12 protein-coding genes are annotated in these 12,195 nt (G+C 65.1%); 4 read left to right on the top strand and 8 right to left on the bottom strand.

The window, feature by feature from the left end:
- The first annotated feature begins 12 nt into the window (after nt 1-12).
- Entirely contained in the window at nt 13-909 is an 897-nt protein-coding gene (locus HU729_RS09730; protein WP_186709760.1) for a bestrophin family protein, read from the top strand.
- Nucleotides 910-1,027: 118 nt separating this feature from the next.
- Nucleotides 1,028-1,915, top strand: a complete 888-nt coding sequence (locus tag HU729_RS09725; protein ID WP_186666925.1) for a LysR family transcriptional regulator — start codon at nt 1,028-1,030, stop codon at nt 1,913-1,915.
- A gap of 155 nt (nt 1,916-2,070) precedes the next feature.
- Here the strand turns inward: HU729_RS09725 and HU729_RS09720 are convergent, their stop codons facing one another.
- Nucleotides 2,071-2,961 (bottom strand): LysR family transcriptional regulator, encoded by an 891-nt coding sequence (locus HU729_RS09720; protein ID WP_186666926.1) that lies wholly within the window; start codon nt 2,959-2,961, stop codon nt 2,071-2,073.
- A 155-nt stretch (nt 2,962-3,116) separates the two neighbouring features.
- On the opposite strand from HU729_RS09720, the gene HU729_RS09715 reads away from it, so the two are divergent.
- Nucleotides 3,117-3,857: an SDR family oxidoreductase gene (locus HU729_RS09715; RefSeq protein WP_186666927.1), complete on the top strand. Its 741-nt coding sequence runs from the start codon at nt 3,117-3,119 to the stop codon at nt 3,855-3,857.
- A gap of 915 nt (nt 3,858-4,772) precedes the next feature.
- The gene (locus HU729_RS09710) at nt 4,773-7,625 is read left to right on the top strand and encodes a winged helix-turn-helix domain-containing protein (RefSeq protein WP_186666928.1); all 2,853 of its coding nucleotides are present in this window, start codon (nt 4,773-4,775) and stop codon (nt 7,623-7,625) included.
- Nucleotides 7,626-7,775: 150 nt separating this feature from the next.
- Here the strand turns inward: HU729_RS09710 and HU729_RS09705 are convergent, their stop codons facing one another.
- The 7 genes from HU729_RS09705 to HU729_RS25965 form a co-directional block, all read right to left on the bottom strand.
- Nucleotides 7,776-8,822 (bottom strand): EscU/YscU/HrcU family type III secretion system export apparatus switch protein, encoded by a 1,047-nt coding sequence (locus HU729_RS09705; protein WP_186709759.1) that lies wholly within the window; start codon nt 8,820-8,822, stop codon nt 7,776-7,778.
- On the bottom strand, nt 8,815-9,633 hold the full coding sequence (sctT, locus tag HU729_RS09700; RefSeq protein WP_186709757.1) for a type III secretion system export apparatus subunit SctT: 819 nt from the start codon (nt 9,631-9,633) through the stop codon (nt 8,815-8,817). The genes HU729_RS09705 and sctT overlap by 8 nt, the downstream gene beginning before the upstream one ends.
- Nucleotides 9,634-9,639: 6 nt before the next feature.
- Nucleotides 9,640-9,909: a flagellar biosynthetic protein FliQ gene (locus tag HU729_RS09695; RefSeq protein ID WP_054892864.1), complete on the bottom strand. Its 270-nt coding sequence runs from the start codon at nt 9,907-9,909 to the stop codon at nt 9,640-9,642.
- Between the two features lie 4 nt (nt 9,910-9,913).
- A complete protein-coding gene (sctR, locus tag HU729_RS09690) occupies nt 9,914-10,570 on the bottom strand; it encodes a type III secretion system export apparatus subunit SctR (protein WP_063543624.1) in 657 nt (218 codons plus the stop codon).
- Nucleotides 10,567-11,595 (bottom strand): FliM/FliN family flagellar motor switch protein, encoded by a 1,029-nt coding sequence (locus tag HU729_RS09685; RefSeq protein WP_186709755.1) that lies wholly within the window; start codon nt 11,593-11,595, stop codon nt 10,567-10,569. The genes sctR and HU729_RS09685 overlap by 4 nt, the downstream gene beginning before the upstream one ends.
- Nucleotides 11,592-12,065, bottom strand: coding sequence for a YscO family type III secretion system apparatus protein (locus HU729_RS09680; protein WP_186709748.1), 474 nt, complete (start codon nt 12,063-12,065; stop codon nt 11,592-11,594). The genes HU729_RS09685 and HU729_RS09680 overlap by 4 nt, the downstream gene beginning before the upstream one ends.
- Before the next feature lie 13 nt (nt 12,066-12,078).
- Nucleotides 12,079-12,195 (bottom strand): hypothetical protein (locus HU729_RS25965; protein ID WP_186709746.1); only part of this gene is annotated, 117 nt, incomplete at its 5' end.

The following is a 12,195-nucleotide window of genomic DNA, read 5'->3' as shown; positions in this document are numbered from 1 at the left end:
TCTGGAACCGCCTTGATCGTCCATTCCAACACCGACATGCTGCGCATGCTGTTCACCCTGCGCGGCTCGATCGTCAAGCGCATCGCCCTGCGCTGCCTGATGGTGACCCTGCTGGCAGCGCTGATCGTGCTGGTCGAGCGACGCTACCCGGCGCTGTTCTACCCGGTCAGCGCCACGCCCTTCACCCTGCTCGGGTTGTCGCTGTCGATCTTCATGAGCTTTCGCAACAACGCCTGCTACGACCGCTGGTGGGAGGGGCGCAAGGCCTGGGGGCGGATGATCATCGAGACTCGCTCGTTCATCCGCGAAAGCGTGGTGATCGCAGATCCGGCCCTGCGACGTGAGCTGCTGCGCAGCCTGTGCGGCTTCGCCCATGCGCTGAACGCCCGCCTGCGCAACGAGGACGAACTGCGTGGCGCGAAGCCGTGGCTAGCCGAGGGCGCAGTCGGCACCGAACACAATGTCTGCGACGGCATCCTGCGCCAGATCGGCGCGCACTGCTCGCACCTGGCCACCCAGCAGCACATCAGCGAATTCCGCTATACCCTGCTCGAGCAACGCCTGCTGGGGCTGTCGGAGGTGCAGGCGACCTGCGAGCGGATCAAGGGTACGCCGCTGCCGTTCCCCTACACCCTGCTGCTGCACCGCACCATCTATATCTTCTGCCTGCTGTTGCCGTTCGCCCTGGCCCAGCCCCTGGGCTGGCTCGCGCCGCTGTTCACCACCATCGTCAGCTACACCTTCCTTGGCCTGGATGCGATCGGCAACGAACTGGAAGACCCGTTCGGCCGCGACGAGAACGACCTGCCCACCGACGCCATGGTGCGCACGCTGGAGCGCGATGTGCTGTCTGCGCTGGGCGAGCCGCTGCCGCCGGTGCTGGAGCCGGTGAAGCATGTGTTGAGCTAGGGACGGCCGCTCACAAGATTTGTCTACACAGGGTTTTTTGCGTCAGGCTAGGGGCCCGGCGCGAGCGTCCAGTCGATAAGACGTGTCGTGCAGTCCTTCTCTATCGTCAGGCCCGACCATGGACATCAAGCAGCTCAAGTTCCTCATCGCCCTCGACCAGACCCGCCACTTCGGCCAGGCCGCCGCGCTGTGCCACATCACCCAGCCGACCCTGTCGATGCGCCTGCGCAACCTGGAGGATGAGCTCGACCTGGTGCTGGTCAAGCGCGGCCAGCGTTTCGAGGGCTTCACCGAAGCCGGCGAGCGCATCCTGGCCTGGGCCAAGACCCTGCTCGCCGCCCACGACGGCCTGCAGGCCGAGGCCGCCAGTTGCCGCGGCCAGGTGGTCGGCAGCCTGCGCCTGGGCACCGTGCCGCTGGCCAGCTTCAACCCGATGGAGTTGCTGCTGCCGCTGCGCGAGAAATACCCCGAACTGCACTTCCAGCTGAGCTCGCTGAGTTCGGAGCAGATCATCGACGGCCTGAGCCGCAACCAGCTCGACCTGGGCATCTGCTACCTCGACCAGGTCAATGTCAGCTTCTTCGATGTGATCGAGCTGGGCACCACCACCATGGGCCTGCTGCACGATACCCGACACTTCCAGTTCGACGCCGAGCAACTGCGCTGGGAAGACCTCGACGGCCTGCCGCTGGGCCTGCTGAGCAAAGGCATGCACTACCGCCAGTCGCTGGACCTGAGCTTTCGCAGCCGCGGCCTGGAACCCCAGGCCGTGCTGGAAAGCGACTCGACCTTCCAACTGATCCAGGCACTGAACGCCGGCATCTGCTGCGCGGTGATGCCGCTGGACTGCGGCCTGGAAGAGCTGAGCGAACACCTGCGCATCATCCCGGTGGCCGACGCCAGCATTCACAGCCCGGTGGGCCTGTTGCTGCGTCGCAGCGAACCACGCTCGGCCATCGCCGAACAGTGCTTCGACGAAGCACGTGCACTGTTCAGCGCAGGCTGAGCCTGCTCAGCGCTTGGCCAGGCCAAGGGTGCCGAGAAGCAGAGTGCCGTGGGCAAGGGTACGCAGGTGGGGCATGGTGACGACTCCGGTCGTTGGGGTTTTCAGCTCGTAAACGCCCGCCACGCCGGTTTATTCCCTCACCGTCGGTCACCCGGTCAGCGACCTTGCCCTAACTGCGCCGCCAACCACTGCGAAAACACCCGCACCCGCGCCGACAGTTGTCGGCTCTGTGGGTACACCACCGACACCGGCATCGGCGGTGGCGGGCAGTCCGGCAACACTTCGCGCAGGCTGCCGGCCGCCAGTTCCTGGACAATCCGGTAGCGCGGGACCTGAACGATCCCCAGCCCCGACAGCGCCGCGCCGGTGTACAGGTCAACGCCGGTCACCGAAACCCTCGCTGGCAACAAACGCTCCACCACCTCACGACCGACCCTGAACTCCAGGGGCACCGCCCTGCCGGTGGCGCTGGACAGGTAATCCACCGCGAAATGCTGCTGCAAGTCGTCCAGCGTCGCGGGCGTGCCGTGTTGCGCGAGGTACTCGGGGCTTGCCACGGTCACCTGTTCAAGGCTGGCGACCTGTCGGCCGATCAACGACGAATCCTGCAGCAGGCCCGCCCGCAGCACGCAGTCCACGCCTTCGCGCACCAGATCGACCAGGCGGTCGTCCTCACCGATGCGCAGGGTGATGTCCGGGTACTGCGCCAAAAACCCACCCAGCGCCGGCATGACGAAATGCTTGGCCAGGGTGCCCTGCAGGTTGACCCGCAGCAGGCCCTTGGGCGGGGCATTGCGAAAGGCGCTTTCGGTCTCCTCGAGGTCCAGCAACAGGCGCACGCATCGGTGGTAGTAGGCCTCGCCATCGTGGGTCATGCGCACATGCCGGGTGGTGCGCTCGAGCAGGCGCACGCCGAGGCGCTGCTCCAGGCGCTTGATCAGGTTGGTGACGGTGGCCCGCGGGATCTGCAGGTCTTCGGCGGCCTGGGAAAAACTGCCGCGCTCGGCGATACGCACGAACACCTGCATTTCCTGGAAGCGATCCATGGACGGGTTCTCCTGGAAGGTGGCGGCTACGCTTGCTTCGCAAGGGAAAAGACGCCAAGGCGATAATTAAAGCAAATGGAACACTGATCGCACCTGCCGCGCAATTATCTTTTTTCGCCAACAGTCCACACTCCTTCCCACACCCACTCAGAAGGATGCCCAGCATGACCTCTCAAGTAGCCTTGATCACCGGCGCCTCGCGCGGCATCGGTGCCGCCATCGCCCGCCGCCTCAGCCGTGACGGCTTCGCCGTGGCGATCAACTACGCCAGCAACGATGACGAAGCCGATGCGCTGGTGAGCGAGATCCGCCAGGCCGGCGGCAAGGCCATCGCCCTCAAGGCCGATGTGTCCAGCGCAGGCCAGGTGCAAACCCTGTTCGACACCCTCGAGCGGCAACTGGGTCGCATCGATGTGCTGGTCAACAACGCCGGCATCCTCAAGGTCGCGCCCTTGGCGCAGACCAGCGACGAGCTGTACGCCCGCAACTTCGCGATCAACACCCAGGGCGTGTTCAACACCCTGCGCGCTGCAGCCACACGCCTGAACGACGGCGGGCGCATCATCAACCTGACCAGCACCACGCTGGCCCTGAAAATGCCAGGCTACGCCATCTACAACGGCACCAAGGCCGCGGTCGAGGCCTTCACCCAGGTGTTCGCCAAGGAGCTGCGCGGTCGCAACATCACCGTCAATGCCGTGGCCCCTGGCCCGGTGGAAACCGATCTGTTCCTGGCCGACAAGACGCCCGAGCAGATCCAGGCCGCCACTCAGGCTCCGCCCCTGGGCCGCCTGGGCCAGCCAGAGGATATCGCCGGTGTCGTCGCCTTCCTCGCCGGCCCCGACAGCGGCTGGGTCAACGGCCAGATCCTGCGCGCCAACGGCGGCGTGGCCTGAGCAGCCGATAACGCCGCCCCACATCCCTGATCTTCCCGCCTTTCTGCACCCCGGCCCCGGGGTGTTGTCATGCGTGGCGGTTTGTCGCCACGACCTGTTGTGGTGCAAAAAAATGGTGGCCCGCGTAACGTTTTCGAGCAATTACTCGAAACTTCCAAACTTTCCCAATAAAAACAGCCAATAACAAACTGCGTGCGCATGACTGTTTGCGAAAGACGACCGCAAACCCTACCGCAAACCCGCCATTTGTTTCATGACAAAGATGACAACTGCGAATGTGTTCACAAACTTCGCGATGGCGGATTACCGCCAACTAATAAACAACACAAAAGGATGATCTAAATAGTATCCATAGGGGGTCAGTTTATCCCCGCCCAACAATGAATCGCGCCGTGGCTGCGCATCGCGCACACACTTAACACCCTTTGCCAGGTATGGCGGGGAACCGCCAGGCGCTATTCGGCTTTTTGTCAGTACACACCGTCATGATCCGTGCAGCCCGCGATTTACAAAGCCTCCATTCGCCGTCGTCGTCCTGTAAAGCACGTCCACAGCCTCACTCATTCGGCAACCCGAACGTCATACGAATGAAACATTCGGAATTCCGAATAAAACAACGACCGCCCTCTGCCGTGCGCATCGTTTCGCGAAAGTTCAAGGACGCCCGTTACCTGATAATCATTGGATCCATGGCACGATACTTGCCAGAACTTGATCCGCCGCGGAGTCCTTCCGCGCCGTGCCTTGCGAAACATGAACGAACAATGACAAACGAATGGCCCTTGGCTATCGAAGTTCGCCCGTGCCGCCAAGACAGACCTTTACGTCGGATCGTGCTGTTTATCCTGAACATGTGAAACAACAAAGGCGCCCTTCAAGACCGCCAATAACTAACTCATTCATAAAGGTTTAATCATGCCCCTGACCAAGACCAAGCCCGGAAAGATTGTCGCCCTGGACGCCCTGGATACCCCCGATCCGGAAAACGCCCTGTGCTTTGGGTCCTTCGTGCTCTACCCCCAACAGCATCTGCTGTTCAAGGACGGGGAACTGGTGCAGTTGGGCAGCCGTGCGCTGCAACTGCTGGTCACGCTGGCGAGCCGAACCGGCGAGCTGTTGGAAAAGAACGAGCTGCTGGCGCTGGTCTGGCCCAAGGTCGTCGTCGAGGAATGCAACCTGCGCGCGCAGATGACCACCCTGCGCCGAGTGCTTGGCGAAGAAGGCGACTTCACCTACATCGTCACCGTACCGGGCCGCGGCTACCGCTTCGTGGCCCCGGTGACCATCCGTGAAATGGCGCCACAACCCCTGCTCGCAACGAAGACCGGCAACGATCTCCCGAGCCTTGGCAGCAGCGTCATCGGCCGCGACGACATTCGCCAGAGCCTGGCCGAAACCCTGCGCAGCCGCCGCCTGCTCACCCTCACCGGCACCGGCGGTATCGGCAAGACCACCCTGGCACTGACGCTCGCCCACGCCATGGCCGAAGACTTCAGCGAGGGGCGCACCTTCGTCGACCTCACCGAGGCTGACCAGCCTGCCTGCGTCGCCGACATGGTGGCGGCGGCCCTGGGCATCGATAGCACCGCACAAGACGCCGTGGCGCTGATCGCCTCCCTGCTCGACGAAGCCCGCCACCTGCTGATCCTGGACAACTGCGACCACGTGCTCGAAGCCACCGCGACCCTGGTCGAAGCCCTGCGGCAACAGGCGCCGGGCTGCCATATCCTGGTCACCAGCCGCGAAGCCCTGCACGCCGAAGGCGAATGCGTCCACGAGGTCGCGCCGCTGCCCTGCCCCGCAAACGATCACGTGCTGTGCGCCGCCCAGGCCCTGCTCAGCCCCGCCGTCCAGTTGTTCGTCGAACGTGCCGCAGCGCACGACACAGACTTTGCCTTCGGCGATGCCGACGTGCCGGCGGCGCTCGCACTGTGCCGCACCCTCGACGGCAATCCGCTGGCCATCGAGATCGCCGCCAGCCACGTCCGCGCCTTTGGCCTGGCCTATCTGGTCGAACTGCTCGATGGCGACTTCCGCCTGCAGATGGCCGGCCGGCGTACCGCCCTGCCCCGCCACCGCACCCTGCAAGCCTCGCTGGAGTGGAGCCACGCCCTGCTGTGCACGCAGGAGCAGGCGATGTTCCGGCAGTTGTCGGTGTTCACCGGCAGCTTCACCCTCGCCGCCGCCAAGGCGGTGGTCGAGGTCCAGCCGGGCCCGTTCCAGGACACCGCCTGGCTGGTGGAAAGCCTGATGGACAAGTCACTGCTGGTGGCCGCCGGCGCGCAACCGATCAAGCGCTACCGCCTGCACCACACCGCCCGCGTGTACGCAGCGCAGCAGCTGGCTCTGCATGACGAGACTGATGCTATCGCCCAGCGCCACGCGCAATACACCCTTCAGGAGCAACGCCGCGCGGTGCAAGACCTGGAGCGCCTGGACAGCGACAGCTGGCTGGCCCTGCACAGCCCCGGCAGCGACAGCGTACGCAGCGCCTTGGACTGGTGTTTCAGCGACCAGGGCGACGCCTGCCTCGGCGTCGAACTCACGCTGATGAGCGTGCCGCTGTGGCTGCGCCTGTCGCGGGTCGATGAATGCCACGCCTGGGTCGACCGCGGACTGCGTTTCGAGGCCATCACACCTCGCCAGCGCATGCTCCTGCTGACCCTCTCGGCCAGCGTCATGGCCCTGACCCGCGGTGCCGGGCAGTCGATCCGCGACGCCTGGCAGCAGGTGATCGAAGACGCCCGTACCCTGGGCGACACCGAGCATGAACTGCGCGGCCTGTGGGGCCTCTGGCACGACCACTGCTGCAGCAACCAGCACGCCGAGGCGCTGGACCTGGCCAACCAGTACATCCAGCTCAGCGAACGCACCGGCATCCTCGAGCGGCGCATGCTCGGCCGACGCATGCGTGCAACGCCGCTGTTCCAGATGGCCGACTTCGATGGCGCCCGCCAGGCGATCAGCGAAGCCCTGAGTTTCCCGATGATGCCCCGCGCCCACGTCATCGACAGCCACTTCGACCAGGGGATCGCCGCGCGCTCACTCAAGGCCCAGGTGCAGTTGCTGCAAGGCCAGGTCGGTCAGGCCCTGCTGACCATCGAGGCCAACGTCGAGGCGGCGTTGACCCAGCACCACCCGGCCAGCCTCTGGTACACCCTGAGCCTGAGCGCGATCCCCATCACCCTGCTGGTCGGCCACGAAAAGCGCAGCCGCGAGTTTCTTGCCCGCCTCAAGGACAGCCTGGGGCACCACGAGATGCCGGTATGGCGCCTGTTCGCTCGGTGCTTCGAGCACATCCTGCTGATCCGCCAGGGCAATGCCGAAGATGGCGTGCGCGGCCTGGGCGAAGCACTCGACCAGCTCCATGCGATCGGCGACAGCCCGCTGTACAACCTGGTGCGCAGCGAGTACGCCCAAGGTCTGGCGCAACTGGGCCTGGAGCAGTTGGCCATCGAGATCCTCGACCAGACCCTGGCCGTGACCGCCGCTCGCCAGGAACGCTGGTTCCGTCCCGAGCTGTTGCGCATCAAGGCCCAACTGCTGGCCAGGCCCGATTCGCCCGAACGCCAGGCGCAAGCCCAGGAACTGCTTAATCAGGCCATGCACGAGGCCCAGGAACAGGGCGCGCGATTCTGGGCCGGACGCATCACCGCCAGCCTGTCGCAGTTGACCAGCCCACCGGAGGAAGCCCCCAGGCGCACCAGTCAGGCCTGGGATCAGCGTCGTCAGGAGCGCCTGGTCAACACACAGTTTTCACACAGGTGAGACCGTTTTGTAATTTGCCAAGGTGGTGCGTTCTAGAGGTCGAGCTCGCCTGGGATCAGACTTCCATGAGCCTTTGATGTCGGTCGCGCAACCTGGTCGCCGAGCTCCCGCAAGCTCTCGATAGCGGCACGCTGAAGGCGTCAAAGGTGCTCAGATCAACCGCGCAGCCACCAACAGATCCGCCACGGTCTGGAAGGTGCTGTCCGGCACCGGGTCCCCCGCCACGGTGCGCCGGGCAAGCTCCGCTGCCAGGCGGGCATCCATGGCATGGGGGATCCCCAGTTGTGCAGCTTCGCCAAGCATCCGCACGCTGTCTTCAGGGTCTGCCTGGCACACCACCACCGGCACCGGGGTCTCGCCGCGCACATAGCGCAAACCCACCACCCAACCACCCGCCACCCCCACCATCAACGACGCCCGGCCCAGCCCCAGCTTGGTCGCCATGGCCTGCATTTCCTGGCGCTGGCGGCGCAGCTCGCGCTTGATCAACGGATCGCCATCGGTATCCTTGCGCTCGCGCTTCTGCTCGCTGCGAGTCATGCGCATGTCGCGGCCGAACAGCCAGCGCTGCATCAGCACATCCGCCGCCCCCAGCACCAGAAACGCCGCCAGCACCGTGAACACCAGCGGCTTGAGCACCAGCAGGAAGGTCGACTGCAGGCACTCCGGCCCACACCGCGACGACTCCATCAACGCCTGCAGCGCATGGCGCCCGACCACATAGAACGCCAGCCCCAGCAAGTGCACCTTCACCAGGCCCTTGAGGAATTCCACCACGTTGCGCATGGCGAAGATCCGCTTGAAGCCCTCGGCCGGGTTGATGCGCTTGAAATCCGGCTTCAGCGGCTCGACCGAGAACACCAGCCCGCGCATGGTCACCAGGTTGGTCAGCACCACGGCCGTCACCGTCACCGCCATCACCGGCAGGGTGATGCCGATCAGCAGTTGCTCGGCGGTATCGAGCAGGCGCGGCCACACCGTGGCGAAGGGTTCGATGTAGATCTGCGCGGTCAGGTCCACCAGTGCCGTGACCTGGGCCTTGGCCCGTGGCGCGAGGATGGCGATGCACAGGGTGCAGAGCAGGATCACCACCCCCGAAACCAGGTCCTGGCTCTTGGCGACCTGGCCCTTCTTGCGCGCGTCCTTGAGTTTCTTGTCCGTTGCCGGCTGCGACTTCTCTTCGCTGGTGTCAGCCATTGCCCCCCTCCACCAGGCTCTGCAGCACCCCGACCGTGCCGCGAAACTCCGCAAGCTGATCGAGCATCAGCGGCACCAGGAAGCCGATGTAGACCACCATCAGAAGGGTGAAGAACAGGTTCTTCACCGGCAGCGACAGGTCGAAGATGTGCAGGCTCGGCGCCATGCGCGAAAGGTAGGCGAGCATCAGGTCGGTGATCAGCAACGAAATCAGCAACGGCGACACCATCAGCACCCCGATGCGCATCACCTGGTCGAGGATCGACAGCACCGCCGTCAGCGCGGAACCGGCGAACAACGGCGTGAACTGGGTCACCGGCCATAACTGGTAGCTGTGCAGGTAGCCATCGACCATGAGGATGAAACCACCCGACATGAAATACAGCGCGATCAGCATCACGGTGAGCAAGGTTGCCATCACCCCCGACTCTCCCGACGACAGCGGATCCACCAGTTGCGCCATGGTCGAGCCCCGCTGCAGGTCGATCAGCTCCCCCGCCACTTCCGCCGCCCAGAACGGGATGCCGAACAACAGACCGACCACCAACCCGACCAGGAACTCCTTGATCAGCAAGCCCGCCAGCCAGAATCCGCCAAGCTCAGGCGAGGCGGTAAAGGCCGAGAACACCGGCAGGAACATCGGCACCGAAATCGCCACGGCGGCGCAGGTGCGGATCATCCCGGTCAGGCCCAAGCGGTTGAAGGCCGGGGTGATCACCACCAAGCCCATGGCACGGGCCGTGGAGAGCGCGGCCGAACTGATCACCGGGTAGGCGATCTCCAGAAAGGCATTGACGAAACCTGCGTCCATGCCCGGTCAGCGCGTCCACAGCGCGAAGTTGTCCAGCACCTGGTTGCCCAGCCCCATCACCTGCCCGGCCAGCAGCGGGCCGACGAAGACGATCAGCAGCAGCACCGCCACCAGTTTGACCACTTGCGGCAGGGTCTGGTCCTGGATCTGCGTCAGTGCCTGCAAGAGGCCCACGCTCAGGCCGACGATGATCGCCACCCCCAGCGCTGGCGCCGACAGCAGCAACACCGTCATCAGCGCCTGCTTCATCAACGAAAGGAACACGTCCTGTCCCATCGGCTCAGCTCCCGTAGCTCAGAATCAGACCATGCATCAAGCGCGACCAGCCGCTCAGCGCAACGAAGAGGAACAGCTTCAGCGGTATCGAGATCAGCGTCGGCGACACCATCGACATACCCATCGCCATCAACACGTTGGATACCAGCAGGTCGACCACCAGGAAGGGGATGTACAACAGGAAACCGATCTCGAACGCCCGCGTCAGCTCGGAGCTGACGAACGCCGGGATCAGCACCACCAAGTCGTCGTCGCGCAACTCGGCCCGGGCCTCTTCGGACCACACGTTCTGCGTAGCCTGCACGAAGAAACCGCGCTCGCTCTCGTTGGCGAAGCGCGACAGGTGCGCCTGCAAGGGCGGCCTGATCGCCTCGCCCAGCTCCTTGAGCTGCTCGGCGTTCTCCAGTTGCAGGCCGTGGCTTTGCGCGGCCCGGTACATGTCGCCGATCACCGGCGTGGTGACGTACACCGACAGGATCAGCGCGATGCCATAGAGCACCAGGTTCGGCGGCGTCTGCTGCACACCCAGGGCGTTGCGGATCAGGAACAGCACCACGGAGATCTTCAGGAACCCGGTCAGGGTCACCACCGCCAGCGGAATCAGGCCGATGGAGGCGACGACCAGGATGATCTCGATCAGGTTTGGCTGGTAGCCACTCATGATGCGGCAAAGCTCAGCAGGCGCACGCCCAGGCCGTCGCCGATCTTCACCAATTGGCCCTGGCCGACGCGTCGGCCGTTGATCATCAGGTCGACGCCTTCGTGCATCCGCGGCGCCAGCTCCAGCACGCTGCCCACGCCCAGCTCGCGCAGTTGCGCCAGGCTCAACTCGACGCTGCCGACCTGGCAGACCAGTTTCAGTTGCAGCTCGTCAAGGCTGCTGTCCAGGCTCGGCCCGGTGCCCTGTTCGCTCATGTGTCGCTCCTTCAAGGCAAGCGCGGTGATAGGGGGTTCGAGTAGTTGCAGGCGTTGTCCGTCGCGCTGCACACGGGCCTGCCACTGGTCGTCCAGGTGCAGGCGCAGATGATCGTTCGACCAGGGGTCGAGCATGACTACATCGCCCGGCAGCAGGCTGCGCAGCTCGGCCAGGCTGAGCCAGGCTTCGCCGCCGTCGACGCCCAGCGTCAGCGCCAGGCCACCGAGGTCGTGGGGCATGGGGGTGGCATGCTGTTCCAGCAATAGGGCGATCTCGGCCCAGGTCGCTGTATCGCAGCGCAATTGCACCGCCAGCGCGCTGTCACCCAGGTGCACCGCCAGGTCAAGGCTCAGCGGCGCCAGCTCGACGCACTGCGCGAGCGCGCGGTCGAGCACGCGGATGGGCTGCGCGAACAACTGCTCCAGCGGCGCGATCAGCGTCAGCAGCGCCTGCTCCAGCAACAGCGCCGCGGGCAGGCTCGGCAGCACCAGCCCCTCGGGCAAGCCGAGCAGATCGAGGGCACGGGCCGGCACGAGCAGCTGCACGGGCGAGTCGCCCAGCGACAGCCACAACTCAAGCTGGGGTTCATCCATCGCCACACCACTCGACGCCCAGGCGACACTCAGCGGCTCCCCGCCCAACTGCCCCTGCCAGGGCTGGCGCGGCCGATGCAGGCGCTGGTGCAGGGCTTGCCAATGCGGGTCAAGGCGCTCCAGGCTGTGCTCGAAGGCCAGCGCGTCGGCGGGCACCTCGGTGGTCTGCAGGGTCAAGGCGTGAGATCCAGCAAGGGGGCAAACAGGTCTTCGCCTTCATCCTGCGCTTCCCCTACGCGGCGCTCGCCCAAGGCGTGACCTTCGACCAGGGAATCCCAGGCATCGGCCTGGCGCTGGCGAGCGACATGGGCCTGACGCAGGCTCTCCTGGGTCTGCTCCTGCTGCTGGTGATAGTCGTGGGCCTCGTCCAGATTACCCAGCAGCGTATCCTGTTCGTCCTCCAGCTCCGACAGGTGCACTTGCGCGGCAAGCCAGGCCTTGACCGACAGCCCCTCGCTGAAGCGACCGTAGAGTTTTTCTGCCTCGAGCGCGGAGGTTTCCCGCGCCAGACACAGCCGCTGGCGGGCGTCGTCGAGGGCCGCATGGGTTTCGCGACAGAGCTGGCGCTGCGCGGCCAGTTGCGCCGACGCCCGCTGTTCACGCAATTGGCGCAGGGTCTGCAGGCTTTTCAGTTCGTGACTCTTCATGGGCGCTCCTCGTTCATGCCAGCACCTTGCGCATGTGATCCAGGGTTTGTCGGGCGCCGCTCGGCTCCGCCGCCGACTGGCGCAGGAAAGCTTCGATAGCGGCGTGGCGGGCGATCGCTTCGTCCGCCAG

It is taken from the genome of Pseudomonas sp. RW10S2 (assembly GCF_014268985.1).
Classification (GTDB): Bacteria; Pseudomonadota; Gammaproteobacteria; order Pseudomonadales; family Pseudomonadaceae; genus Aquipseudomonas; species Aquipseudomonas wayambapalatensis.
This window is presented reverse-complemented; position numbering and strand designations above follow the sequence as displayed.